A 25,016-nucleotide genomic window follows, 5' to 3' on the forward strand; every position below is an offset into this window, starting at 1 on the left:
GGCGAATAGTGAAATAATTTAATTTTTAAACGCCTTTAAACATGAGGTTACGAGGCAAAATTATTTGGTGAACCCATGTCATAAACAACAGAGTGTTTTAGTTTAATTTAGATGCAAAAACTGCTAATCTATTGAGAAGGCGCGGTGGCGGAACTGGTAGACGCGCGGGACTCAAAATCCCGTTTGGTTAATCCCGAGTGTGGGTTCGATTCCCACCCGCGCCACCATGTGGACAAGGATGACTATTTCAAAAAAACTCGGACATCATAAAAAGCAATTTTCACTTTTTGCTGTGGTTGGTATATTTAATACCTTTTTTGACTTTACCACCTATAATATTTTGATTTTTATTTTTGGCTTCGCGGCCGTAGTAGCGAATGTCTTTTCTGCTTCGTTGGCAATGATGGTTAGTTTCGTGTTGAATAAAAAATACGTTTTTTCTGATATTTCTCGCAAAAACACCAAGCATCAATTTGCCTTATTTGTAGTCATAACTGCCATTGGTATCTATGTAATACAAAGTTCTTTAATAGCCATACTCACCGCCGAATCGTTGGTTTTTCACGATGTTTTCATTCGCATAAATTCATTGCTACCACAAGTATTCGACGACCAATTTGTCGTTGTTAATGGCGCAAAAGCTGTGGCTACAGTCGGCTCATTACTATGGAATTATGTTATGTACGCTAAATTCGTGTTTAATAAGTAGCAAATGAATAAGCCAGATATTTCGATTGTAATTCCAACTTACAACGAAGCCGCACGAATACAGGACACCTTAAAAAGAACCGACTCATACCTACAGCGGCAATCGTTTACGTACGAAATTATAGTGTGCGATGCACATAGTCCGGATGGAACTGCCGATATAGTTAAAGCCATGCAGAAAAAACTCACCAGCGTCCGACTGGTAGATGCTGGCGCAAGAATCGGCAAAGGCAACAATGTGAAAGTTGGGCTCGAGCATGCCAGCGGCAGGTTCCATATATTTATGGACGCCGACTTAGCCACTCCCCTGCACCATATACAAACAGCCTACGACTATCTGCAGGCTGGTGCGGACGTAGTTATTGCCGAGCGTGATCTTCGTAAAATTCATTCTGGCTACAGAGAGTATTTATCGCTACTCAGCAACTACCTTATTCAGTTTTTAGTTGCACCAGGAGTGTCAGACACCCAGTGTGGCTTTAAAGGTTTTAGCGCCAAAGCCAGTGCTATTTGTACGCAATATCAAAGTATTTTGGGATGGGGTTTTGATTTTGAATATTTGTTAATTGCCCGACGCAACAAACTGCGTCTCGCGACATTCACTATCGGAGACTGGTTTGATCCTAAGTCGAAAGAAGAAGGCTTAGTTGGCGACAATACACTGCTAGCGTCGTTTAAAACACTTCAAGAGCTTTTTAAAATTAAAGTAAAGGACCTGCAAGGTGCGTACCGAAAAAAGTAGACTACTAGTCGTTGCAGCGTTGATGCTTGTTTTCGCATGCTTAGGGGTTTTGCTTATTGGCAGGGGTTCAATTTGGTTCGACGAAAGCTTTACCTATATGTTGGCAGAATATGATCTGGGCGAACTGTTGCAACGAGCCCAGTATGACGTTCATCCCCCTGCGTATTATCTACTGCTAAAAGCTTGGATGAGTTTATTTGGGTCGACGATTGTTGCTATGCGTTCGTTAAGCTTAGTGTTTGGAATTTTATGTATTCCTCTACTGTATGTGGTTGTATCACGGCTTAAAAAACCACAGCTGGCACTCGCTTCTAGCTTGTTATTAGCTATTAACCCCTTTTGGCTCCGCTATTCAGTAGAAGCGCGCATGTATACACTGGCGGCTTTTATGGCTTTAGCTGCAACCTATACCCTTCTGCGCCACCGGCAGTCAAAAAAAGCACTTAGCCTTGTCGTGTACACGATCCTGGGTGGCATAGGGCTATTGATTCATTACTATTTCGCCTTTGTTTTAGCAGCGCACGCTCTGTGGTTACTGTATGAATCGTACCTTCAAAACCAGTCAGTAAAAGGCCTACTGCAGTCGTTTGAGCGACGCTATATTGCTGCTTGGGTAGGCATACTTGGAATTTTTGCAGTCTGGCTTCCAGCGGCAGTGCGTCAATTTCAAGAGGTTCAAGGCGGTTTTTGGATACAGCCAGTTGATCATCGATCATTGTATTCGACATTCACCAAAATAGCTCTTTATTTTGACGAATGGAAGCTTGAGGGCTGGCAGGCTGTTGGCGCCATGGCGCTATGTGTCTTTACGGTGATTGGCTTTGTTCGGTATGTTCGCACTCATTCATTACGAAGCATACAACTACCACTTCTTATTGCACTCGTACCTATTGGCTGCATATTTGTTCTGTCATTGCCACCGTTGGACCCGGTGTACAATAACCGTTATTTCAGTCTTACTACCCCATTTATTATGGTTTTATTTGCTGGATCGTTGCTCTATTGGTTAGCGCAAAAAAACCACTATTTAAAAGTTGCCAGCCTGGCAATTCCACTCAGTTTTTTACTTGGTATTACCAATACTTTTGCACTCCGTGATTTTAATTCCGACAACTTAAATTACAATCAATTTAGCACTGTATGGGAGCAAGCGGAGCCGCAAATTCGCGACGATGATTTGCTGTTGTCGGCCGAACATTACGCCTATTTTGATGTGAGCTACTATGCATCAACCAGTAACCTCAACGCTAAAATGTACACTCTAAACAAGCCGTATCAATGGGGTGGCACGTCACTGGTTTATGACCGTGAGGATTTGCATGTTGACGACTTGAGCACTGTTACAAACGACCGAGTGTGGACTGTTTATTTTGACAGTAACGATATTCCTCCAGCCGAACTTCCTGCCAACTGGAGCCAGCAGCAAACGATTACAGCTGGCAATAATTCGATGACGTTATATCTTGTTAAATAACACTAATGGCAACTGCTTTGCTCTGCGGTAGATAGTTTTCACCAAGCACAGCAACCAACGAAGGTGCATTTAGCTGACCCTTGATTCGGATAGCTTCGGTGTTGGAGCGCACAAACACAAACTGGTTCTGTTCGAAAACAAGCGTTGACTGAAAATGGTCAAATAATAGGTCAAGACAGGTTTGAATGTCTTCGAGCGAAGATTGCGAGGTAACAGTTTTGGGTAGTTTTTCTTTTCGAGTAAGTAACTGGATGTCTTTTAAGTCCAGCAAAGTAATGGCTGCAACTGATGACTGTTCAAGAACCTGCGACAAGCCAAAGTCTAGCACGGTAGCCGCGGAACTGTTTTTTAGATAATTCTGGAGGCCCAAAACAGTTTCTGAATTATTTGAAATGTCCGAAGCAATAAATACAGTGTCAAATTGACGCGACTGTACTAGCAAATTGCCCCATGCCTCTGCATTAAAAGAATTAGCCGAGCCAGAACCTATAAAATGTAAAAAATCTGACTGTGGCAGTAGTTTCTCTAACTTTTTTGGCAAGAAAACAGCGAGTTGTTGCAGTTGCTGCGTGCTAAGTTGTGCGTATATGGCCTGAGTGCGCTCAAAGAAATTAGCATTGCCGCCAATTACAGCGATTCGCGCCCGTTGATCGGCTCGCTCTGGTCGAAGCCAGCGTTGCTTTTGCAGCTCGGGGCTAGTTGTAGATAACGTCTGCCAAGACATAGCCGTCTCCATCATTTCTTAAACTATAGGTATTATTTTTTCTCTCCACCACAATGTCCCAGCCGCTTGTTTGAGCATGTTTAGCCAGAGGTTTGTCGGGGTTGAATGCTATTGGATTTTCTACAAGTTCGAGCATGGAAATATCGCCACTAGAATCCCCAAAGCCATAGCTGTCCGCTAGGGTGAGGTCTTTTTCTTCAATAAGTTTTTTCAGTAGCCGGTCTTTGTTGGTGTGGGTTTCGAAAATACTACCAGTGAAAACACCGTTGTTTCTTTCGTATTCTTGACCAACCCAGTGGTCAAATCCATAAAACGGAGCAAACTGCTCAATTAGTTCAATTTGCGAACCCGAGATGGCGATTAGGTAATAGCCGCGCTCTTTTAGTTTTTGCACCATGGTCCGTGTATAGAAATACACATTGTTTTTTTGAGCTTTAACAATTAACTTTGCGGCTGCATCGTAAGCCTGGACATCAATTGACGGAATTATTGCGTTTAAGGCGTCAACCATCGCTTGTTCAAATTCTCGAAATGCATTGCCGTGCGTCCGGTCGTGCCAAGCTTGTTTTTTATCTTCATAGGCTTGGCGGACAGACTTCGGAATAGCCCCTACTCTATCCAGTTCAAAAACTAACTCTCTATATAGTCCGCTCCTAAAGAGCGTCCCGTCGATATCAAAAACCGCAAACTTGTTCATAGTTATATAGTATAGAGCAGATTTAGTTTAACTCTATGCTAACTGGACAATGATCGCTACCCATGACATTCTGGTGAATTTTTGCCGAAGTAAGTCTATCTTCAAGTCGCTTGCTTGCCAGGAAATAATCAATCCGCCAGCCTACGTTTCGATCGCGTGCTCCGCCCCATGCACTCCACCAGCTGTATTGTTCTGGTCGGTCATCGAATTTTCGGAAGGTATCGACAAAGCCCGCATCTAAGAAGTGCTCAAAGCCTTCGCGTTCTTCTTTAGTAAAGCCTTTTTTGCCTTCGTTTTGCTTTGGCCGAGCTAAATCAATTGGTTTATGAGCGACGTTTAAGTCACCGCAAAATATAACCGGCTTGTCGGCTTCGAGCTGCAGCATGAATTCTAAAAACGATGGGTCCCAATGTTTATAGCGCATTGGTATTCGGCTTAAATCGTCTTTAGCGTTTGGCGTATAGACAGTAGCAAGCCAAAACTGGTCGTATTCGGCTGCTATTGCTCTCCCCTCCTTGTTGGTGTCGCCGTACTCGTCTTGGGTGCCGCCGTATTTTTGAGTAATTTCTAATGGAATATTCGGTATAACCTGTTTTGGAGTTTCTTTACTAAGTATTAAGGTTCCGCTGTAACCTTTACGTTCTGCCGAATTCCATACTTGTTGGTAGCCAGGAATTTGCAAACTCACTTGCTCTGGTTGAGCTTTGGTTTCTTGAATACACAAAATGTCCGGGTCATATGTACTAAAAAACGGATCAAACATATCTTTTCGTAGCACAGCTCTAATGCCGTTAACGTTCCAAGAAAATATATGCAAACTCATTACTCCTTAGTATATCAGCAAATACCGGCCAAGCTGCTATACTAGGACCAATGTCAAAAACACAGTACAAAAGAGTTTTATTAAAGCTATCTGGCGAACAATTTGAAGGCAGTCGCGATCACGGCATTGACCCAGAATTTTTAAATTGGCTAAGTCAAGAAATCAAACAGGCTAAAGAAACTGGCGCAGAAATTATTATTGTCGTTGGTGGTGGCAATATGGTTCGTGGTGCAGCCTTTGAGAAAAACGGCATTGAGCGAACCGCCGCTGACTACATGGGCATGTTGGCCACACTTATTAACGGGGTTGCAATAACAAATACGCTCGAGGCAAATGGTATGCATGCTCGGTTAATGACTCGCTTGCGCACCGAAAGTGTAGCCGAGCCGTACATTCACCGCCGTGCTGTCAGGCACTTAGAAAAAGGCCGGATTGTAGTAATTGGCGGCGGCACTGGAAACCCGTACGTAACTACTGACACCGCTAGCGTACAGGCAGCCGTAGAACTACACTGCGATGCAGTTTTAAAAGCTACAAAAGTAGACGGGGTGTACGACAAGGACCCCGCCCAGCATGACGACGCTATAAAACACGACACACTCACCCATTCGCAGGCGCTAAAGTCCGACACTATTCGGGTAATGGATAAACCAGCTCTCGCCATGGCGACAGACAATAATCTTCCAATTGTAGTGTTTGACCTCTTGCGTGAAGGCAACATAAAACGTGTTATTGAGGGCGAGTCAGTCGGCACGGTAATAGCAGGCTCGTAGTTTATGTCAGCTCACACAGACCTTAATCTTCCCCGTTGGCAAGTTCGAATGTTAGAGGTTATTCCTGGGCTGCTAAGCTGGGGATTTTTAATCGGTATTTTTGTATTAAGCATTGTTTCAGTTGAGGCAGCTTCGTACGTAATCGTTGGGTATGCAATGTTATGGCTGTTTAAGATATTCGGCTACAGCCACCGCCTTGTTCGAGGCTACAGCTTAATGAGGGTATTGCAGGATTTCGACTGGAACGCCCGTCTTAAAGATTTAAAAAATCCTAATAAGGCTCTTGATGCACTGCATAAAGAGCTGGAGTCAACTAAACAAAAAGCTGCACTGCTCAATTATAAAAAAGTATTGTTAAAAGCCCGCGACAATAGCCAAATTTTAGACCCTAAAGACGTTGTGCACGCCGTGATTGTTCCAACCTATAACGAGGACGGAGCAATTACCGAAGCAACAATCGAATCAATTCTAAAAAACAACTACGACACTAAAAAGATACTGCTCGTTATCGCCTATGAAGAGCGTGGACCGCAGCATGTGCATAAAAGCTCTCAGGCAATAGTTAAAAAATATAAAAGCCGCTTTTTAGATGCCTGGGCAGTTATTCACCCAGACGGAATGCCAGGCGAAGCAAAAGCTAAAGCCGGTAACATTAATTATGCTGGTAGAAAAGTAGCTGCATGGGCAGCTGACAATAAAATCGAAGCAGAAAACGTTATTGTTACGACGCTCGACGCAGACAACCGCCCTGCCCCAACCTACTTTGCCTATCTAACGTACATATATTGTATTAGCGAAGACAGAGTTAAAAAATCTTATCAACCGATGGCGCTGTTTTTTAATAACATCTGGGATGCGCCAGCTATGACCCGCGTTATTGCCACCAACAATAGTTTTTGGCTGCTTATGGAAGCAATGCGACCACAGCGGCTACGAAACTTTTCTTCACACGCGCAAAGCCTACAAGCGCTAAAAGACACTAACTTCTGGAATGAAAAATCAATTGTTGAGGATGGTCATCAGTATTGGCGCACCTATTTTACCTACGACGGCAAATATTCGGTCGTTCCACTGTACACTGCAATTTATCAAGATGCCGTTTTAGCTAAAACTACACGTAAAACGTTTAGCGAACAGTTCAAACAAATTCAGCGTTGGGCGTGGGGCACGTCTGACACGCCGTATGTAATGGTAAAAATGTATCGCAGCCGGGTCATACCCTGGCACGAAAAGTTTGTGAAGTTATTTAGGCAAATTGAGGGCTACTTTTCGTGGGCCACGGCGCCAATCGTGCTGGCATTTGCTGGCTTTTTACCACTGTTATTTAGTCCTGACTCTGGCACGAGTATCGTTGCTGTACAGCTCCCTACTCTTGTTAGTCGTGTTCAGACTATCGCTCTTATCGGACTACTTGGTCCAATCATTGCTACGATGCTCGCCTTGCCGCCACGTCCTAAGCGAGTGCCACTGACGCGGCGAATTAGTATGTATCTGCAATGGGTATTGATTCCCGTTACCATGATCGGTTTTGGAAGTATCCCGGCGCTGAACGCTCAAACCCGACTGATGTTCGGTAAATATCTAGAGAGTTTTGCGGTTACCGACAAGTTCAGAAAAGACAAACCAACAGACCAAAAGTTTTAAATGAGTAAAAAGTTGAAATTTCCAGACGGTTTTTTGTGGGGTGCGGCAACCAGCGCTCATCAAATAGAAGGTGGCCAGCATAATGACTGGACAGAATGGGAGCCAACTGTTTCTAAACGATTGGCGCGCGAAGCCCCAGCGCGGCTGAAAGAACTTGTTTATAACTGGGCTGATGTACGTGACGAAGCCAAAGACCCAAACAACTATATTTCGGCAAAAGCAACCGACCACTTTACTCGCTATAAAGAAGACATTAAAAATTTAAGCAAGCTTGGCTTAAACAGTTTTGCGTTTTCTATTGAATGGTCACGAATCGAACCAGAACCAGGAATTTTCAACCACGAAGCAATGCAGCATTATGTTGACGTCGTCGACACCTGTCTTGAGCATGGCGTAGCGCCGGTAATTACACTGCATCATTTTACTAATCCAGTATGGTTCGCTGGCTGGCACGAACGACATGCACCAACAGCATTCGAAAAATATGCACAGTACGTTTTTGACGCAATTGGCGCTAAGGCTAAGTATTGGATAACCATAAACGAACCAAGCGCAGTTATTTTTATGCGCTATTTAAAGGGTGACGTCTGGCCGGCTTGGCCTAAGGCCGAAAACAACATTTTTAGAGCTTTATTTGCGTATCGAAACATGGTTCGAGCTCACCGACGCTCCTACAACTACATGAAAGCCCAAAAACCATCTGTTAAGGTTGGCTTTGTGCATGGCTGGGTGGAGTTTATTAATAAAGGTAAGGTCGTATCTAAACTGCTTACTCAATTTATTTCTTGGATTAATAACAAAGCAATTCATAGGCCCATACACAAACATATCGACTTCGTAGCCCTGCACTACTATTTGGCAGCTGATGTAAAAGTTGGTTTATCGTGGCCGTCAAAGTGGGTCAGTCAGTACGGTCAACATAGTCAGTTAAAGACTCAAAAGGGTTGGCAGGTTTATCCTGAGGGTATTCAAACGGCAATCTCCTCTTTGCATTCTCATTACGGCTTACCGATTTTTGTCACAGAAAACGGTATTTCAGATAGCTCTGACACCTACCGCCAACAATTTATTGCTCAACACCTAAAACATATTCATGGTGCAATCGAATCTGGCGCAGAGGTTACGGGGTACCTGTATTGGTCGTTATTAGATAATTTTGAGTGGAGCGAGGGATACTGGGAAAAGTTTGGCTTATTTGCAGTTGACCCTAAGACTAAAGAGCGTTCAGCACGGGGCAGTGCGAAGTGGTATGGGCAGGTTGCTAAAAATAACTTTTTAGAAATTGATTCTTAAATAGATTTTAGTCAAGCTCTGCTTGCCATTACTCTTCCATTTTTGTCTCGTCAAAAACGGAAGCCAAAAACACGACCGCATTCATCACTCTTTATGTACTCATTGCTTAGAAATACAACGATCACAACAACGCCCAAGCGGTTTGGCTATAATTTTATTGGATTACGCCAAACAAAGTTGTTCGCTCAAGTTGTATTTTAAGCATTCGGTACATCAGGAATGATTCAGAGCGGAAAGGGCTACAGTGTCGGCTTACAACTAAAACTAGTGAACAGATTCGTCTATTTAGCGATTATAGCCATAATTATAACCAGAAGTTATGCTAACTCGAATCAGCAAAGCTCATGCTTGCACAGTATATCGATACAGATGTATAAATATATATAATTAACTGCGAGATACTATGAACCCTCAAGAATTACTAAGAACATTGGACGAGAAAGCAGTCGAATTAGATAATAAACTCAAGCACGAGCAAGAGGAGCGAGAAGCGTTTGGCGAAATTAAGCGTGCCGTCGGTGTTGTCGTAGAGCAAGCCAGCGCGAGTTGGAGTGCAATTAGCGAACTTGTCGATGTTACGCGTGCTGCCTATCAGTCTGCTTACGATTTTACAATGGATCAGATTAAGGCTGCACCAGATTGTGATAACAAGCATCGAATTAGGTTTATGCGGTCTACATTAATACCTTTTATTCAGCCCGAAAGTGAGCCAGCTGACCGAATAGCATACGTTCAATATGAAGCTAACGACCTCGGTTCAGAGATGTCGGCTACAATTTTCGCTGAGGTAGAAGATGATGCTTTTGATGAACGCGGTAAGCCACGAGTTGTAGGAGTATTCGATATTAACGGTGTACGAGTGCAAAAAATCGCAAAAGAATCAGTAACGATGCCTCCGCGAGAAGGTACAGATGCTGCAGAGACGGGTGTTGATTTAATAGAGCTTCAGAGATTTTTCTCTGGTCAAATTAGCCCGAGATCTTTTGTTTGGGGGCAACATTTGAACGCAAAAAACAGAGTTAACCTACACGCCTATATGGAGACACTACAAAGTTTTCATGTTGCGGGCACCATCCCACCGGAAATTGACCCACGACTTGTAGACTATCACCCGACTGCTATTTATTATCAAACTCCGAGAGAAGTTCATTTTGGTAGGTTATTCTATGATGAGATGCCTGACGAAGGGTGGCGCCTGTCAGTTGTAGAAGGACGACTAACTATTCAAAAACAGGCTGACCCATCAGTTACTGCACCCTTAGGCTTTTATGCTGAAGAGCACAATAATCTCAAGCAAAGTCTAGACAATGCAGTAGCTTTACCGCCGAAGCACCTCACTTTCTAAGCATATATATATTGGCGTATTTTTTTGCATTCCACAGAATATTGCCAAATATCAAATTAAAGCTAAATAAATTATTGAACAGATTCAATCACCTGCTCTAGGTAACTTGAATCATCAAACTCTTGGGCGTACCAATACCAAAATTCTAATCCCCATAGCCAAATTTCTTTCATGCCAGTTTGCTGGGCGTAGTTTATGTTTCGCTCTAGTTCATCGGGGCTAAAATAGCGATCAACCTCATTCTTGCTTAATTCGGCGATTGTTTCCGGTGGCCATGGTTCTGTTTGCAGCTCGTGAATGAACGCATCGGTCCCGTGCTGCCACTGCACTATTTGTGCCCTAAAGCCATGCCACCAACTTGGCACGTACCAAAAGTCCCAGCTCCAGGTTTTGTTAAATGCATCAAAATGCGCCTCTTTGTATACAGAAAAACCCGTTCTATCCCCTGTCGGCTCACGTAATGGCCAGCCCGACTGATTGCTGGTATTAATGCTAATCGGCTTTTGACTAAGCTGATTAATTAGCTGGTATTTTTCTTCATGGAACGCAGCGTCAAACGACGGACACTCACCAAAGTTTCGATTGGCGCTTTCGTTTTCAAGTTGCCATGAGGTGACTGTGGCGTTGAATCTGTAGCGCTGTACTGCAGCTTCTATAAATTGTAATTCTTGTTTACGCTGCTCTGTTTCTGGGAGCGACTCTAGCCAGTTCGGTGTATGGCATTCTGGCCAGCGCGGTTGCCGCAACCCCACTACGAGGGTGGCTGTTTTTTGGTTTTCGGACAGTATATCTAATTGGGTATCAATCTCGGTAAAATCATACTCGCCCGACGATGGCTCCGTCCTATCCCAGTAGGACATTAAGCGGTAGTGCGGTATTGGAAGCTGGCTGGCGCTTTGCTCTAAGGTTTGTTGCCAATCTAAGCCGAGTTGCTCAGCTTGAGGAATAGAAAAACTAACACCAAATTTTTGCTCTCCCTGAGCGGAGTATGAATTGCCGATTAAGAAAATAATAAATACGAGGCTAACTACTACAATCAGAAGCCTCGTGATCCAGCGTATTTTTTTATTTTTACCGTAATGTCCAAATTCGAACGTATCAACTTTTTTTAAGCCAAGCTTCTTGCCTGTCATCCACTGGAAATTCCTTAGTAAATTAACCATCCTACCATCTTGTTTCATGCGACGGTTTGAAGCCGTAACTTTGATGCCGTCGACAAAGTGAGGTCGTTTGGAGTGTTTCGCGACTCGGCGGGCGTAGTCAACGTCTTCGCCTACGGTAAGTTCATCTTTAAAACCATGGACTTTTTTATGGAGCTCTTTTGTGACAAACATGCATGCGCCAGACATAAGTGGGCTTTTTGATTGAAATTGTTTTTTAAACCAGTCTGAGCCGCCTTTGTAAATTGACTTGTCAATCAAATTCCAACCCGATATGCGGTAGTTAGTAGTCATCATGTCTGCATTGTGTGCTGAACGGTGGTCCATCATCGTCTTAACAAAATTCGGTTTTATGCGAATATCGGCATCAAGAAAAATGTAGTAGTTGCCGCGTGCAATCTTTGCGCCGCCATTCCGTCCATGACCAGCACTCATTCGCTCCACCACAGTCGTACGCAGGTCTAATCTATTGTTAAAGCTTTTAGCAACCTCAAGTGTTGCGTCGTCAGAGCTAGAGTCACTAACTATTACTTCAAAGTCGGTAAACGTTTGCTGAGTAAGGTCTTTAAGAAGCAGCCCAATATAGTGCTCTTCGTTTAAGGTTGGGATGATTATTGAAAGCAGTGGTTTTTTTGTAGCTTGTTTCTTTTTTACCATCTTCTATCTTCCATCTTCCGTGCCGCCAGCCGCTTGTGTTTCTTCGCTTCCGTACTGATTCACCTCAATATCGCACCCCGCCCACAAACCGCGTTGCTGGGTGCGAGCGGTTGTTTCAAGTTGTTTGAATTCTTCTAGCTTGCCGTGCGCATACGTAACGGGTGCAAATCCGTATCCCTGAGCAACGATCTCTGCGTTTACATTTGTTCCGTCTGGCAAATAAACATAACGCAGCAACCGATTGTAAATGTCGCGATTATCGCTCTCTGGATCGGCTTCGAGTCGAACATTGTTATCGCCAATAAGCTCTGTTGTAAAGTTCGAAGCTGCTTGGCCAAAACATTGGACTGGTTTTTGCGGGTGATGAGTTTCTGGGGTGTCGACACCAATAAAGCGAATTGTTTGCTCTTCCCCGCTCATTAACACCGTTATTGTGTCGCCATCGCTGACAGAAACCACTTGGTATGTGCCGGGTGGGGTTTGCTGTAGCTGAGTTTGGGTCGATTCAGCATTAAATATCCAAATTCCAAAAGCTAGCACAATAACTATAAAATAGTAGCTAAGACTTTTCTTGCGTGATCTACCAAATAGCAACCGCATTATTTTAGAAGCTGCTGGAATCGACTTTTGCATACCTACAGTATAACTGCTTACGTCTATTCTTGCGTTGCGAGAAATCCGAGCCAAAGCCCAAATACGTAGTCTTCGACGGCGTTTAGCTTATTAGCAGCTAGCTCAGTCAGACGTTCGGCTTCGGCGATTACCGTAGCAGGATTAATAAGTTGATCTTCAAAAACAATCAATCCGTTGTGAACGTCTCCATTACGCGGCATAGTTAGTCCTTGCCTGCTATAAGCCACATGGTGCGGCGTTCGCTTGATACTAATTGTGACGTAGTTTTTATCTTTGAGTTCTGATGGCTTTTCATTTGTTTCCTTGAGTTTTCGGCGAGTTGAGGCGCCATTTTATTGTGTGCTAAGTTCTACTGCTTGTGCACCGCTTGCGAGTGCAATTTTTTTTAATTCTTCTTGCAGCGCTTCATTGTTAAGTTGGCGCTGTATCCAGCTGTACTCCATCCCCCTTTGTGTCATAACGGGTCCTTTCTTTACTGAAATTAAAAGACCCGGGATTCTTGGTTGAAGTCCCGGGTGATTAATTTCTTTTGTATGTTATTTTATCGGTTTGGAACTTCAACCATAGCGCTTGCTGGCACCACAATAATCAGACCAATCATCTTGGCTACTGAATGTATGTAGTGTGCAAAGGCTGAAATAACCATAGCTATAGTAATACTCTTATTTATATATTTTTGTCAAATGGTGCTTATGAAAATGTCTGAAGCAATACAGCAAGTACTAGAGGTATAAACACATTATCGGACCCAACTGGCGACACGGCTTCTATAGCGGTTAAAATCAGGGCAAATGCAATAACTCCGTCCCACCAAATATTAATAAAGTCAAAATACCCACCCAGAGCTAGTACGCCTATTGTAATAATCAAAAATGTCGAACTGCCTACGACGCTGGCGGTTGTATCGCCAAGTCGTAATTTTGGCGATCGCCACCACTTTCCTGCTAAGCTCGCGGCTGAATCAGCAAATGCCAGTACAGCAACACATACAAAGAATTCGCGCGCCGAATCGACAATCAAGCTGGCTGCTAATAACCCAATTGGGTAAAAAATTTCACCGTAGGTACGGCGATACACGTCGTGCATAACTGGGAAAATCATTAAGTAACGGATGGCGATAAAAACTAACAAGCTACCAAATGCCAAATACGGAATTATTTCTAGATCAAAAATTGCTGCAGCAAATAAAAAACAAAGACCAAATAAAACGTGGACGATTTTTCGCGCTAACTCGTGATGTAAATTTAAAATCCGCTCAATAGCGGCAAGCGTTTTCATTATGTAAACTATAGCACTTTCTGAGTTTACGTTTGTTCAGTAGGCCGATTTAACATGACAATATCACCATAATTACAAAATTAAAACTTCGTGTTGTTATATATGTTTTATCTGATCAAACCGATTATTTATCCACAAGCAGAATTGACTTGGTTATGTAATTTGCTATGCTTAATCGCGTGCCAAAATTTTGGCACATTTTCACACATCAGACAAAGCTGAAAATCAAACAAGTTAGCTCAACAATTAGTAATAAAAAGCCAAACAACGGCAATTGCCGTTGTTTTGCATCTGTGTGTGGAGTTCAAGGAGGAACATGAATAGTAAGAAAAGCGCTCATTTAGCGTTTGAATCAGTGTTTGTTGCAATTGCGACATTTATTTTAAGTTTAGCCGTGGTTAATGCCCATCAGGGAATGACCGCGACCAGCTCAGAATATAGGCCAATCCAACAACAGCTGGAAATGCTATCTACCCGCGAGGTAGAGGCCGTCGAAGAACAGGTTCAAGAAGAGCCTACTCAACAGTCTGAAGCCGAGCAGCAGCCTGTTGAAGAGACCGAGACTGTAGACGACCAGCCAGTCGAAGAAACCGAAGAAGAACCTACAGAAGAAACAGCAGCTATAAGTAACCCAAGCTCTGTTGTAGTTAAGCCAGGTGACACGTTAGGTAGTATTGCTAGTCAGCACAACACAACCTTTAAGCGGTTGTACGATGCAAACCCGCAAATTGTCGACCCAGACATTATTAATCCAGGGCAAGTAATTACTATTCCTTCGCCTGACGAAAAACTGACCGAAAGAACGCTGCCCGCTAAAAAAGCTCCAGCTGTCGCGGTTGAAAAAGTAGAGACAAAAGTGATTAAGCCAGCAGCTGTTCCTGCTAAGAAGGCATCAACAACTACATCGTCTAACGCAAGTGTCTGGGATAAATTAGCCCAGTGTGAGTCGTCTGGTAATTGGAGTATTAACACCGGTAACGGATATTACGGCGGCTTACAGTTTAGTCTTTCCAGCTGGCAGTTTGTCGGCGGCAGCGGCTATCCTCACCAAGCCAGTAAACAGGAGCAAATAAACCGTGCCGAAAAACTTCTAGCCATTCAAGGTTGGGGTGCATGGCCTGCCTGTAGTGCAAAGCTCGGTTTACGTTAAACACATCTAAGGATGTCTAAAAGTAAATTTACGCGTCTCGGATTCGTAGTTCGTTGCCGTCACGTTCGATAATTAGTTCTTGATTATCTTGCCAGCGCAGCTCGCGAATAAGGTGGATGGGGATGGTTAGCGAATAGCTCCTTCCCTGTCCACTCTTGAATAGTTTTCTAATATTGCTCTCTTCGAATCTACGAGTACCCATAGTTTTTTAATCCTTTCGAAAATTTCTATTTGTTACTGATTAACAACATCCTTCTTTGCTGATTGATTAGCGATCTGGTTCTTGACCATTAATTCAACCTAGTTTTTGCTGACCGATTGCAACTTAATTTTTAGCGACCAATCAAGAATCTAATTCTTACCGGACAATCAACGACTTTATACAAATGGTTTATACCACTGCTTGCTCATGTTTAATACATGTTTAAACATGAGCAATAGTTATATAATAACAAATAATAGGTAATGGTAGGTGTGGTGCTATGGGTTTTGCTGATGAGCTAACCGTATAGTGAAATGTTTTAGATTTTATTTAATATGCACTCCATTCAACTCACAGCTGTATAGCGGCGTGTAGCTCCCTGTTCTGCTAAAGCGAGATCTATTGGCTTCGGACTTGTATTTACGAGATACTAGTTGGGTGAAACAGTTCCAAGCCCTCGACATCTTAAAACTTGGTCACAGCGTGTTTTTAACTGGTGCGCCTGGTGCTGGTAAGACATTTGTTTTAAACCAGTTTATTGACCATCTTCATGAGCACGACATTAACGTCGGTATAACCGCCAGTACTGGCATTGCCGCAACCCATATTGGTGGATCTACGATTCATAGCTGGAGTGGCATTGGCATTAAAGACGACCTAGACGACATGGCTCTTTCGAAACTTATCAATAAATCGAGCCATAAAAGCCGGCTTAAATTTGTAAGGGTTTTGATTATTGACGAAATCTCTATGCTCGACGGTGCTCGTATGGATCTGCTGAATAAGCTGCTTAAGCGGGCTAAAAGTTCAAATAAACCCTTTGGTGGCGTACAGGTTGTTATGACTGGTGATTTGTTTCAGCTACCACCTGTTAGCAAGAATTCAGAGCCTGATTTTCCGCACCTATCAAACGCGTGGCGCGAACTAAACCCGGTCATTTGCTATTTGTCAGAACAACACCGCGCCGAAGATCCTCAATTACTCGATATTTTAGATGCTATGCGCAAACAGGAGCTTGAAGAAGCACATTTTTCTACGCTTCAAGAACAACAAACTGAACACACCGACACGGCTATTACTAAACTCTACACCCATAACATGGACGTTGATCAAATTAACCATCGTGAACTCAAAAAGATCGATAACGAGGAGCAGCTGTTTAGCATGCAGGGCTCAGGTCGTGAGCCGCTTGTTGAAGTTCTTGCCAAAGGCTGCTTAGCTCCGGAGGCATTAGTACTTAAAAAAGGCGCCGAAGTGCTATTTGTAGCCAATAAGCCCGCCAACGGCTATTTTAACGGCACCCGTGGCGAAGTTATCGGCTTCGATGACGGCAAGCCTGTAGTTAAAATTCATAATTCCGGCCGCGACGTAACCGTAGAGCGAGCTAGTTGGCAGGTAAAAGATGGCGACAAGGTGCTGGCAGAAATAACACAGTTCCCTTTGCGCTTAGCTTGGGCAATTACAGTCCATAAGAGCCAAGGTATGAGCTTAGACGCTGCTGAAATTGATTTAAGCAAAGCATTCACGCCAGGTATGGGTTATGTTGCTATATCCCGCGTACGCACCTTAGACGGCCTTAAACTAAAAGGATTAAACAACATGGCAATGCGAGTACACCCGGGCGTAGCCGAGTTTGATAAAAAGCTACAAGAGCGCTCTAATCATGCCATTGATAGCTTGTCTAACTTTAAAAAAAGTAAGCTAAAAAAAGCCCACCAAGCAGTGGCTGCTAATTTAAGCCTAGACTACCCCAACTACGACAAAGATTTATTTGCTAAATTTAAAGACTGGCGAACCGCACAAGCTAAAAAACAAAGTATTCCACCTTATATGGTACTGAGCGACAAGTCGCTCTATGCCTTGTCTGCCGAAAAACCGCAAACCCTCGCAAAGCTAACTACTATACCGGGTATTGGTGCAGTGAAGCGCGATCAGTACGCCGAGGATTTGTTGACGCTTATCAATCAGGCGAGCGGCAAGCTACTCTAGTTTAGTTATACGGGTACGTTGTTCTGAAGTCTGCTGGATTGGCAGTATATTGCGTTCCGTTGTAGACAATTGTCATTGAGGATGGTCCTTCCCCATCCTGACGTGAAGCCACCACTTTAGCTCCGAATGGCAAAGTTTTTACATAGTTAGTGCTGTAGTACTCTTCTGCTGCTGCGACTTGCGCGCCAGACTTGTTGACTACGTACGCGACCGTTTCTCCGTAGGCGAACTCTTCTTGAGGTGAATTATACAAATCGTAATTGGGCTGAGGGCCTTGGTTTTGTTCCGGAGCTGGTTTGGGTGTGGTTGGTGCAGTGCTTTGACTTACTTCTTTTTCGGCTGGTTCTGGCTCCGATGCTTCGGCTTCATTTTCAGCTTCTTCAGCTGCGAGTCGCTGAGCCTCGGCTTCTTGTTGAGCCAACAGCAACTGCTCTTCGTCGATTATCAGTGAATCTTCTTGCGTGGTCTTTGACGACCTATCTACGCTAACGACTCTAAAAATAACAAAACCAATCATAGCTACTGCTATTACCACTAAGCCAAGCTCAATAACTGCAAATCCTTTTGTATTTATTTTCATCTATGTACCGCCTATTTTTTATTTTGTAATTATATAAAATTATAATAGCATACGTAGCATTGTTCTGAGGTTTAAGACTAGTAGTCACTGCAAATATGTGCAGGAGCAACCGTAGCCAGTTTACATCGGATCTAGCAGATTACATCAGAGTCAAAATTATCACACTATACAAAATTGTACGATCGGCAATTTTTGTATAGTTACTGCGTCAAATCGCTTCTTTGTATTTCTACTTTTGCATCTTTCTTTAGGGCGCCGTCTTCGTCTAAAACAGAATAATTAATCCAAAACTTTTGTGTATCGAGCGTCCATAATCTCATTTGGTCTCGCTGCCGATACTGGCTGGGCTGTGCCATAGTTTTATCAAACTGCTCCCTTTTTGCATTGAAATAAACTATGTATTTGTTAATTGCATGAGTGTCTAGAATTTCTGGGTTAGCGCACCGTAAATAAAGGCCCCCGCCAGCGTTCGCCTCATACAAAACAATGGAGGCTTGTTTATTCCGTAATAAATTATTGGAGTGCTGTGAGTTTGGGTGGGACGCCCAAATAAATTTGCTTAAATCTTTATTGAAGGCAAAAAAACCGGGCTATTGTGCGGCGAGCCGTCTTCGTTGACCGTGGCAATAGCCGCATGCTGGATATTGCTAATCAGCCATTTAGCACGCTCTATTCTGTAGATAATTTGTTTGTCTGGATTTTCGCTACTCATCTATGTTCTTAAATCTACCGTCCTTATAAGGTGGAAAACATATCTCATAAAAAACTAAATCTTCGACGGCAGCCCATTGCATCGTATCGCCAACGAACACTTCGATCTGATTCTGTTCAGAAGTTTCAGAAAATTTATAAGTTTCAGCCACCCCATTGCTTCTTTGCACGTTGAGTGTTCCTTTGCCGGACACATAGCCTTCAATTGTTCTAGTGCCCTTAAGAACTAGTTGAAGCGGTGTTTTACGTCCAGCTTCTACGGCAATAATCCCCAGGTCCATATCCGAATTACCAGTAAACTCGTAAACCTGGCAAACAACACCTTCTTTAACTTGCTGTGTATCTATTAAATCCACAGCAAGTGTTTTGCCTTCAAATTCAAATTCCTTCAAGAACTTCATTGTAGTCAAAAGTATACGCTAGTTCTTAGGCCTCGAAGACTACACTAGAATTCTTATAGTTAGTAGTCACTTTAGAGTTCTCTTTCACTTTGCCTTCAATAATATCGAGCGCTAATGGGTCGAGGATTTTTTGCTGGATTAGGCGTTTTAGCGGCCGAGCACCGTAGCTTGGGTCGTAACCTTGTTCGGCCAGCATTTCTTTAACCTCTTTTGATATATCAAGTGTGATATTCTTTGATTCTTGCAAGTGCTTTATAACATTTGTGAGTTGAATTTCGACAATATTGCTCATTAGGTCTTTTCCTAATCTGTTAAACACAACAAGCTCATCGATACGGTTTAGAAATTCCGGCTTAAAGTGGTTGCGCAAGGCGGTATCGATCACTGTCTGCACTTTTTCATCCTCGTCCTGACTGGCGTCGAGAATTGCTTGGCTGCCGACGTTGCTCGTCATGATTATGATTGTGTTCGTAAAGTTGACAGTCCTGCCCTGACCATCTGTTAACCGGCCATCATCAAGCACTTGCAGCAATGTGTTAAATACGTCTGGGTGGGCTTTTTCTATTTCGTCAAACAGCACTACACTGTACGGACGTCGTCGAACAGCTTCTGTTAGTTGACCGCCTTGGTCATAGCCGACGTAGCCTGGCGGCGAGCCAATCAATCGCGACACCGCATGCTGCTCCATATATTCGGACATGTCTATTCGTACGACGGCCTGATCGTCGTTGAATAATTGCTCTGCTAGTGCTTTAGTGAGCTCTGTTTTACCAACACCGGTTGGACCCAAGAATAAAAATGAGCCAATTGGTTTGTTTTGGTCAGATATGCCAGCTCGCGACCGGCGTATTGCGTTAGATACTGCGGTTACTGCTTGGTCTTGGCCAACTACTCGGTTTTTAAGTTGATCTTCTAAGCTACTAAGTTTGTGAGCTTCTGTTTCGAGCAGTTTGCTTACCGGTATTCCTGTCCATCGACCAACAACTTGGGCGATGTCTTCACTGGTTACTTCTTCGCGCAACATGCGTTCAGATTCTGGAATTTTTTCTAGTTCTTGGCGTTTTGCTTTAATTTCATCGTCTAGTTTGGGTAATTGCGAGTATTTAATTTCACTCGCACGCTGCAAATCACCCTCGCGTTCGGCTCGTTCTTCTTCGGCCCGCAACCCATCAATTTTTTCGCTGGCTTGGTTTATTGCGTCAAGTAAATCTTTTTCATGCTTCCAGCGTTGCTCCAGCCCCTTGGCACTTTCTTGTAGGTTGGCTATTTCTCCTTCAATCTCTTTTTTACGATCCTTGGCTTTTTTATCTTTTTTGAGTGATTCACGCTCAATCTCGAGCTGGCGGATCTTGCGCTTTAGTCGGTCGAGCTCTGTGGGCATAGAGTCGATTTCAATTTTGAGTGCACTAGTAGCTTCGTCAATTAAGTCGACTGCTTTGTCTGGCAAAAACCTGTCGGCAATGTAGCGCTTGCTAAGTTGAGCGGCAGACACTAGGGCGTCGTCGGTGATGGATACTCCGTGGTGTACCTCATATTTTTCCTGTAAGCCACGTAAAATCGTGATCGTGTCATCAACAGATGGTTCATCGACAAAGACTGGCTGGAATCTGCGTTCAAGAGCGGCATCTTTTTCTACATGTTGGCGATATTCGTCGAGCGTGGTGGCGCCAATCATGTGTAATTTACCGCGAGCCAGCATAGGTTTTAGCATATTGGCAGCGTCAACTGCACCTTCGGCTTTGCCAGCGCCAACAATAGTGTGCATTTCGTCGATAAATAAAATTATTTCACCAGCGGCTTTTTCGACTTCTGACAAAACCGACTGCAGCCGCTCTTCAAATTCACCTCTAAACTTAGCTCCAGCCAAAAGCGTGCCGATTTCTAATGCAATTAGACGCTTGTTTTTAAGAGTATTCGGTACGTCGCCGGCTACAATTCGCTGGGCTAGTCCTTCTACAATTGCAGTCTTGCCGACTCCCGGCTCTCCGATTAATACTGGATTATTTTTGGTACGACGACTAAGCACTTGCATGACGCGTCGGATTTCTTCGTCGCGACCGATAACCGGGTCTAATTTGCCTTCTTCTGCAATCTTCGTAAAATCTTGGCCAAATTTATCAAGAGTGTTCATAGTGTTTTCCGGATTTTGGCTTTTCACGTTTTCTCCTTTTCGCATATTGATTAGTTTGTCTTTGGTTTTCTTATAGGTTAGATCCGTTGTTGCCCAGTCAAAACCAATATTGTTTGCGAGCGAAGCAAGTAATATATGCTCTGTCGATAAGTGACTATCATCTAAGTTGTTCATTTCTTTATGTGCTAGTGACACAAGTTTTTGAAACTCAGACGATGGTCGCACATCGACAGCAGATTGCACGTCTGTGCTAGTTGGCAGGGATTCAACCGTATTGATAAACGAATTCTTGATTGAATCAAGATCGTCCTGCTGCAGTAACGCCTTAAAAGCAGTATCTGTTTGGCTAGACAGTGCCAAGAGCAAATGAGCGGGCTCAAGCGTAGGATTAGAATTTGAGCCCGCTAAGCTAACTGCCTCTTGCAGCGCTTGCTGAACCTTAAATGTCATTTGCTCTGGATTCACTGTTTATTTCTTCTTTCCTGCTTTTATAGCAATCTTTTTAGGTTTAGGTAGTTCTTTAAATGGAACAATGACTTTTAGTACCCCATTTTCAAAATGTGCCTCAACTTTTTCTTCATTAGCGTGTTGAGGTAGACGAATGCTTCTATAAAAACTAGAACTAGATTCACGAACCACATATTTTCGTTTGTCCTTATCCTTGTTTTCTTCTTTTGCTGACTTTTGTGCGCGGACTTCAAGTGCACCTTCGTGCACGCTCACTTCTACTTCGTCCTCGCTAAAACCAGGCATAGCAAATTCGCCAATCAACTCTTTGTCTTCATTGACGTAGACGTCAGCGGTTGGGAGTGTCATTGACTGGCTTCCACCAAACGCGCTTCCAAAAAGCTGTTTTTGAAGCTCTTCGAAGTCAGAAAATGGGTCAAATCGCATTAATTTACTCATGAATCCTCCTCTTATTAATTTTTAAATAAGAAGTGGTTATTTAAAACCACAAGTATATTATAGAAAACTAGCACTCTCGGGTCAAGAGTGCTAGTTAGGCCATACTTTATTTAAAATATAGTCCACTGTGTTGCCTGTACTGTAGCCACCACCTGCCACTTGAGCAAAACTAATCAGTGCTTCAGCCATGCGCCCATAGCGCTCTTGGATTTGTAGCGTTTTGGCTTGTTCTTCAGTCAGCTGCCTTTGGAGTTCTAGTAATGGGTCGTCTTCTAATTCAAGACCATTACGAATGTCATTTAACCGCTTGCTAGCGTCTATTTGAGATTTTGATGGTCCAATTAACATTTAGTAATCTATTCCCTTATTTGCGATATATTTATCATCAAAATGGTGCTTTATTTTAGTCATGTTTGTAGCAATATCTACTTTCGGTAGTAGTTGCCTAGGAAAGTCACGACCGGTCATGCATAAAGATGTTTTTTGGCCGGTTGCATCGATCAATTTTTCTACTTGTTCTACCGTAAGCAATCCGTCGTTTACGGCATTATTAATTTCGTCACACACAACTAAGTCAAAGCTTCCTGATTGAACAGACTCCAGAGCGAAATCGTAGGTTTCTGCGGCGGCCTGTTTATGTTGGTCTTCGCTTACGCCTTTGGCACTGATTTCACCCGCTTTAAAAAAGCCCTTGCCGCCTTTGTAAAAGACTAGATCATCGCCGTATAGGTCGGAGGCGTCGTTTAGAAAGTTGTGCTCGCCAACATCCCAGTATTTTATGAATTGCACAAAGGCAACGCGCCAACCTGTGCCCAGGGCACGCACAGTGAGCCCTAGTCCAGCAGAGGTTTTACCTTTGCCTTCGCCGGTGTAAACAATAATTACGCTGTCTTTATGCTTGAAGTCTTCAAAAGCCATTAATGTAAGTATCACCTATTTTGCCAAAGCTAGCTAGTCTTGCTGGCAGTAGGTTTTAGTAAGAATCCAGACATAAATCTCTCACGCTGTTGAGATACTGGACTACAAACTAGAGGATGAATTTTCCAAAAATTTGGGCGCAGAATCCTACGAGTATTAAACAAATTCCTAAAACACCGACCCGCATTTCTTGGCTCATGGCGCTAAATACTTCTTCGTCAACTTTGTGTTCGTGTCTAAAGCGGTGGTGGACCGATAGTGCTGCGTAGGCAATGCTTACAGTTCCCGAAAGTTCAGCGAGCATTCCTAAAAAATCAATTAGTTCAGCATTCATAAACTAATAGTAAGAGCTTATGCTATTTAAAGCAATTTTGCTTCGCGCAAGAGGCTGTCGATTGCTGGTCGGTTAAAGCCAACCACAATTTTTCCGTCGATATCTATAACTGGAACTCCCATTTGATTCGATTTTTCAATCATTTCTTTCTGCAAGTCGGCATCACGACTAACGTCTTTTTCCTCGTATTCGATGTCGTTTGATTGAAAGTACGATTTTGCCATGTGGCAAAATCCACAGGTTGGTGTTGAGTAGATAGTTACATCTGCCATAATTTTCTCCTTGATTTAGTAATTATACTGAAATATTCATTGAATATGTTTAAGTAAACACTTAAATATTAAATCGTTTAACCGTCTAGGTCAAGCTTTCTTGTGGGTTATATTCAATCAGTCCTTCCCCGTCTTTAGACCATGCGGTTAGGAGTGGCTGAATGGTTTGCCAATTCACTAAAGATTCTTCGGTAGAGGTAAACACCGAACGGTCCGAATTTAGTGCAGCCAACACAATAGTCTGGTAGCCAGTTAGTCCTTGCTGGTTGCTTGGGAACTCAAAGCGTAACTCCTCAAAGCGAGTCTGTTCGTTGCCGGGTTCTTTTAGGTTTACGCCTAACTTAACAGAATGCTCAGGGTAAAATTCAAAGGTAAGTGTGTTTGGCGTTGGAATTTTACTAAAGTCACTCGCAAAGTAAATTTTAGCGGTTGTTTGCTTTTTTTCTTGTCGTTTTCCACTCGATAAAATAAAACTAGTGGTTCGCCACTGGTCAGTGTCAATGTTTGTAACGGTAGTAGCATAGGTTTCGGTGAACGACTTTGGATTCCCTACCTCCTCTTTGTAGCCGTTATACTGTCCGCGAACCGATGTGTCGGGGTCGAATGGCTTTATGTTTTGCAGCAGTTCAAGCCGGGCTGCTTGAATAGATTCATCGGTTAGATCATAGGGTTGATCAAGTGTTAGTAGCGCCAACACTTCTAGCAAGTGGCTCTGAAACATGTCTCGCAGCGCCCCGACATTGTCGTAGAACTCTCCCCTGTTTTCTATGCCAAGTTCTTCTTTGGCCGTAATTTCTACTCGTCGAATATGCTTACAGTTCCATACATCGGCAAAGACTGGGTTATTGCGAATAAAATACAAAATATTCTCTACGGGTTCTTTAGCAAGGTAGTGGTCAACTAAATAAATATCCTCCTCGCTAAAATACCTATGCAGTGAGGATTGAATTTTTTTGGCGCTCGCTAGGTCCGAGCCGAATGGTTTTTCAATAAGAATTTTGTTAGAAATTTCTTTTTTACAGTCGGTGTCAATAACACCGTTTCCTATGCTCTTAACAATCGGCTCAAACAGATCGGGCGGCAACGCCAGGTAGTGGACTCGATCAAAGCACAGGCCGTGCTGGTGTTCGTTGTCTTGCAGAGCATGCTTTAGTTTGCTGAAGTCCTTCTTTTGGACATTAATATCAACAACTTGTATACGGTCGCACAAATTATTCAGAGTTATGTGATCAATTGTTGGTATATTTTGGGACAATAGATCCTTAATTTGTTCGCGCGTATAAGAATTTCGTGACGTTCCTACAATGTGAAATTGCTCAGGCAACATTCCAGATTTTTCCAATCCGTACAACCCGGGCAAGATTTTAGTTCGCGACAAGTGACCGCTTATTCCGTAAATAATAAACTGAGTTGGTTTTACGGCCTGCTTGTAGTCCACCTATCCCACCTTTAGTTACTAAAATAGTAACGC

Annotated in this window: 26 protein-coding genes and 1 tRNA gene; 10 read left to right on the forward strand and 17 right to left on the reverse strand. The window is 43.2% G+C overall.

The window, feature by feature from the left end:
• Positions 1 to 138 precede the first annotated feature (138 nt).
• The 4 genes from EYO12_00725 (at position 139) to EYO12_00740 (ending at position 2,924) form a co-directional block, all read left to right on the forward strand.
• Positions 139 to 227 (forward strand) — tRNA-Leu (locus tag EYO12_00725).
• Positions 200 to 709, forward strand: a complete 510-nt coding sequence (locus EYO12_00730) for a GtrA family protein (GenBank protein ID HIA91625.1) — start codon at positions 200 to 202, stop codon at positions 707 to 709. Before EYO12_00725 ends, EYO12_00730 begins: the two co-directional genes overlap by 28 nt.
• Before the next feature lie 3 nt (positions 710 to 712).
• Complete coding sequence (locus tag EYO12_00735; protein HIA91626.1) at positions 713 to 1,450, forward strand: glycosyltransferase; 738 nt, start codon at positions 713 to 715, stop codon at positions 1,448 to 1,450.
• Complete coding sequence (locus tag EYO12_00740) at positions 1,431 to 2,924, forward strand: hypothetical protein (GenBank protein ID HIA91627.1); 1,494 nt, start codon at positions 1,431 to 1,433, stop codon at positions 2,922 to 2,924. Before EYO12_00735 ends, EYO12_00740 begins: the two co-directional genes overlap by 20 nt.
• Here EYO12_00740 and EYO12_00745 read toward each other — a convergent pair.
• From EYO12_00745 to xth, 3 genes are read right to left on the reverse strand one after another with little or no spacing between them, the layout of a single operon-like run.
• Positions 2,917 to 3,663 (reverse strand): hypothetical protein, encoded by a 747-nt coding sequence (locus tag EYO12_00745; protein HIA91628.1) that lies wholly within the window; start codon positions 3,661 to 3,663, stop codon positions 2,917 to 2,919. The genes EYO12_00740 and EYO12_00745 overlap by 8 nt on opposite strands.
• Complete coding sequence (locus tag EYO12_00750) at positions 3,620 to 4,345, reverse strand: HAD-IB family hydrolase (protein HIA91629.1); 726 nt, start codon at positions 4,343 to 4,345, stop codon at positions 3,620 to 3,622. Before EYO12_00750 ends, EYO12_00745 begins: the two co-directional genes overlap by 44 nt.
• A 22-nt stretch (positions 4,346 to 4,367) precedes the next feature.
• Positions 4,368 to 5,162 carry an exodeoxyribonuclease III gene (gene xth, locus EYO12_00755; protein ID HIA91630.1) on the reverse strand — a complete coding sequence of 265 codons (795 nt, stop codon included), beginning with the start codon at positions 5,160 to 5,162 and terminating at the stop codon, positions 4,368 to 4,370.
• A 56-nt stretch (positions 5,163 to 5,218) separates the two neighbouring features.
• Between xth and EYO12_00760 the strand changes: the two genes are divergently transcribed.
• The 4 genes from EYO12_00760 (at position 5,219) to EYO12_00775 (ending at position 10,223) form a co-directional block, all read left to right on the forward strand.
• A complete protein-coding gene (locus tag EYO12_00760) occupies positions 5,219 to 5,941 on the forward strand; it encodes a UMP kinase (protein HIA91631.1) in 723 nt (240 codons plus the stop codon).
• A gap of 3 nt (positions 5,942 to 5,944) precedes the next feature.
• The gene (locus EYO12_00765) at positions 5,945 to 7,585 is read left to right on the forward strand and encodes a glycosyltransferase family 2 protein (GenBank protein ID HIA91632.1); all 1,641 of its coding nucleotides are present in this window, start codon (positions 5,945 to 5,947) and stop codon (positions 7,583 to 7,585) included.
• Positions 7,586 to 8,878: a glycoside hydrolase family 1 protein gene (locus tag EYO12_00770; GenBank protein HIA91633.1), complete on the forward strand. Its 1,293-nt coding sequence runs from the start codon at positions 7,586 to 7,588 to the stop codon at positions 8,876 to 8,878. It begins immediately after the preceding gene.
• A gap of 403 nt (positions 8,879 to 9,281) precedes the next feature.
• The gene (locus tag EYO12_00775) at positions 9,282 to 10,223 is read left to right on the forward strand and encodes a hypothetical protein (protein HIA91634.1); all 942 of its coding nucleotides are present in this window, start codon (positions 9,282 to 9,284) and stop codon (positions 10,221 to 10,223) included.
• Between the two features lie 71 nt (positions 10,224 to 10,294).
• Here EYO12_00775 and EYO12_00780 read toward each other — a convergent pair whose 3' ends face one another.
• The 3 genes from EYO12_00780 to EYO12_00790 form a co-directional block, all read right to left on the reverse strand.
• The gene (locus EYO12_00780; GenBank protein HIA91635.1) at positions 10,295 to 12,040 is read right to left on the reverse strand and encodes a glycosyltransferase; all 1,746 of its coding nucleotides are present in this window, start codon (positions 12,038 to 12,040) and stop codon (positions 10,295 to 10,297) included.
• Between the two features lie 3 nt (positions 12,041 to 12,043).
• A complete protein-coding gene (locus tag EYO12_00785; GenBank protein ID HIA91636.1) occupies positions 12,044 to 12,673 on the reverse strand; it encodes a thermonuclease family protein in 630 nt (209 codons plus the stop codon).
• A gap of 690 nt (positions 12,674 to 13,363) precedes the next feature.
• Positions 13,364 to 13,951 (reverse strand): hypothetical protein, encoded by a 588-nt coding sequence (locus tag EYO12_00790; protein ID HIA91637.1) that lies wholly within the window; start codon positions 13,949 to 13,951, stop codon positions 13,364 to 13,366.
• Positions 13,952 to 14,267: 316 nt separating this feature from the next.
• Here EYO12_00790 and EYO12_00795 point away from each other — a divergent pair, with 316 nt between their 5' ends.
• On the forward strand, positions 14,268 to 15,101 hold the full coding sequence (locus EYO12_00795) for a LysM peptidoglycan-binding domain-containing protein (GenBank protein HIA91638.1): 834 nt from the start codon (positions 14,268 to 14,270) through the stop codon (positions 15,099 to 15,101).
• Between the two features lie 28 nt (positions 15,102 to 15,129).
• Here the strand turns inward: EYO12_00795 and EYO12_00800 are convergent, their stop codons facing one another.
• Positions 15,130 to 15,303: an AbrB/MazE/SpoVT family DNA-binding domain-containing protein gene (locus EYO12_00800; protein HIA91639.1), complete on the reverse strand. Its 174-nt coding sequence runs from the start codon at positions 15,301 to 15,303 to the stop codon at positions 15,130 to 15,132.
• A 438-nt stretch (positions 15,304 to 15,741) separates the two neighbouring features.
• Between EYO12_00800 and EYO12_00805 the strand changes: the two genes are divergently transcribed.
• Positions 15,742 to 17,292: a helicase gene (locus EYO12_00805; protein HIA91640.1), complete on the forward strand. Its 1,551-nt coding sequence runs from the start codon at positions 15,742 to 15,744 to the stop codon at positions 17,290 to 17,292.
• A 1-nt stretch (position 17,293) separates the two neighbouring features.
• Here the strand turns inward: EYO12_00805 and EYO12_00810 are convergent, their stop codons facing one another.
• The 10 genes from EYO12_00810 to EYO12_00855 form a co-directional block, all read right to left on the reverse strand.
• Positions 17,294 to 17,872 (reverse strand): hypothetical protein, encoded by a 579-nt coding sequence (locus EYO12_00810; GenBank protein ID HIA91641.1) that lies wholly within the window; start codon positions 17,870 to 17,872, stop codon positions 17,294 to 17,296.
• A gap of 200 nt (positions 17,873 to 18,072) precedes the next feature.
• A complete protein-coding gene (locus tag EYO12_00815) occupies positions 18,073 to 18,354 on the reverse strand; it encodes a hypothetical protein (protein ID HIA91642.1) in 282 nt (93 codons plus the stop codon).
• Positions 18,355 to 18,576: 222 nt separating this feature from the next.
• Complete coding sequence (locus EYO12_00820) at positions 18,577 to 18,984, reverse strand: hypothetical protein (GenBank protein HIA91643.1); 408 nt, start codon at positions 18,982 to 18,984, stop codon at positions 18,577 to 18,579.
• Between the two features lie 25 nt (positions 18,985 to 19,009).
• On the reverse strand, positions 19,010 to 21,580 hold the full coding sequence (gene clpB / locus EYO12_00825; protein HIA91644.1) for an ATP-dependent chaperone ClpB: 2,571 nt from the start codon (positions 21,578 to 21,580) through the stop codon (positions 19,010 to 19,012).
• A 3-nt stretch (positions 21,581 to 21,583) separates the two neighbouring features.
• The gene (locus tag EYO12_00830; GenBank protein ID HIA91645.1) at positions 21,584 to 22,021 is read right to left on the reverse strand and encodes an Hsp20/alpha crystallin family protein; all 438 of its coding nucleotides are present in this window, start codon (positions 22,019 to 22,021) and stop codon (positions 21,584 to 21,586) included.
• Positions 22,022 to 22,111: 90 nt separating this feature from the next.
• Complete coding sequence (locus tag EYO12_00835; protein HIA91646.1) at positions 22,112 to 22,369, reverse strand: hypothetical protein; 258 nt, start codon at positions 22,367 to 22,369, stop codon at positions 22,112 to 22,114.
• Positions 22,370 to 22,939, reverse strand: a complete 570-nt coding sequence (locus EYO12_00840) for a cob(I)yrinic acid a,c-diamide adenosyltransferase (GenBank protein HIA91647.1) — start codon at positions 22,937 to 22,939, stop codon at positions 22,370 to 22,372.
• Between the two features lie 109 nt (positions 22,940 to 23,048).
• The gene (locus EYO12_00845; GenBank protein ID HIA91648.1) at positions 23,049 to 23,273 is read right to left on the reverse strand and encodes a hypothetical protein; all 225 of its coding nucleotides are present in this window, start codon (positions 23,271 to 23,273) and stop codon (positions 23,049 to 23,051) included.
• Between the two features lie 26 nt (positions 23,274 to 23,299).
• Positions 23,300 to 23,545, reverse strand: a complete 246-nt coding sequence (locus EYO12_00850; GenBank protein HIA91649.1) for an NrdH-redoxin — start codon at positions 23,543 to 23,545, stop codon at positions 23,300 to 23,302.
• Positions 23,546 to 23,630: 85 nt separating this feature from the next.
• Entirely contained in the window at positions 23,631 to 24,983 is a 1,353-nt protein-coding gene (locus tag EYO12_00855; GenBank protein HIA91650.1) for a hypothetical protein, read from the reverse strand.
• Between the last annotated feature and the right edge of the window lie 33 nt (positions 24,984 to 25,016).

The sequence above is a fragment of the Candidatus Saccharibacteria bacterium genome (assembly GCA_012965045.1).
Lineage (GTDB): Bacteria > Patescibacteriota > Saccharimonadia > Saccharimonadales > DTSZ01 > DTSZ01.

Bases quoted from the DNA above. Each gene is read 5' to 3' on its own strand.
- EYO12_00735 (HIA91626.1), top strand. From the start codon at position 713: ATGAATAAGCCAGATATTTCGATTGTAATTCCAACTTACAACGAAGCC.
- EYO12_00745 (HIA91628.1), bottom strand. From the start codon at position 3,663: ATGATGGAGACGGCTATGTCTTGGCAGACGTTATCTACAACTAGCCCC.
- EYO12_00750 (HIA91629.1), bottom strand. From the start codon at position 4,345: ATGAACAAGTTTGCGGTTTTTGATATCGACGGGACGCTCTTTAGGAGC.
- EYO12_00760 (HIA91631.1), top strand. From the start codon at position 5,219: ATGTCAAAAACACAGTACAAAAGAGTTTTATTAAAGCTATCTGGCGAA.
- EYO12_00765 (HIA91632.1), top strand. From the start codon at position 5,945: ATGTCAGCTCACACAGACCTTAATCTTCCCCGTTGGCAAGTTCGAATG.
- EYO12_00770 (HIA91633.1), top strand. From the start codon at position 7,586: ATGAGTAAAAAGTTGAAATTTCCAGACGGTTTTTTGTGGGGTGCGGCA.
- EYO12_00775 (HIA91634.1), top strand. From the start codon at position 9,282: ATGAACCCTCAAGAATTACTAAGAACATTGGACGAGAAAGCAGTCGAA.
- EYO12_00780 (HIA91635.1), bottom strand. From the start codon at position 12,040: ATGGTAAAAAAGAAACAAGCTACAAAAAAACCACTGCTTTCAATAATC.
- EYO12_00785 (HIA91636.1), bottom strand. From the start codon at position 12,673: ATGCAAAAGTCGATTCCAGCAGCTTCTAAAATAATGCGGTTGCTATTT.
- EYO12_00790 (HIA91637.1), bottom strand. From the start codon at position 13,951: ATGAAAACGCTTGCCGCTATTGAGCGGATTTTAAATTTACATCACGAG.
- EYO12_00795 (HIA91638.1), top strand. From the start codon at position 14,268: ATGAATAGTAAGAAAAGCGCTCATTTAGCGTTTGAATCAGTGTTTGTT.
- EYO12_00800 (HIA91639.1), bottom strand. From the start codon at position 15,303: ATGGGTACTCGTAGATTCGAAGAGAGCAATATTAGAAAACTATTCAAG.
- EYO12_00810 (HIA91641.1), bottom strand. From the start codon at position 17,872: ATGAAAATAAATACAAAAGGATTTGCAGTTATTGAGCTTGGCTTAGTG.
- EYO12_00820 (HIA91643.1), bottom strand. From the start codon at position 18,984: ATGAAGTTCTTGAAGGAATTTGAATTTGAAGGCAAAACACTTGCTGTG.
- EYO12_00830 (HIA91645.1), bottom strand. From the start codon at position 22,021: ATGAGTAAATTAATGCGATTTGACCCATTTTCTGACTTCGAAGAGCTT.
- EYO12_00835 (HIA91646.1), bottom strand. From the start codon at position 22,369: ATGTTAATTGGACCATCAAAATCTCAAATAGACGCTAGCAAGCGGTTA.
- EYO12_00840 (HIA91647.1), bottom strand. From the start codon at position 22,939: ATGGCTTTTGAAGACTTCAAGCATAAAGACAGCGTAATTATTGTTTAC.
- EYO12_00845 (HIA91648.1), bottom strand. From the start codon at position 23,273: ATGAATGCTGAACTAATTGATTTTTTAGGAATGCTCGCTGAACTTTCG.
- EYO12_00850 (HIA91649.1), bottom strand. From the start codon at position 23,545: ATGGCAGATGTAACTATCTACTCAACACCAACCTGTGGATTTTGCCAC.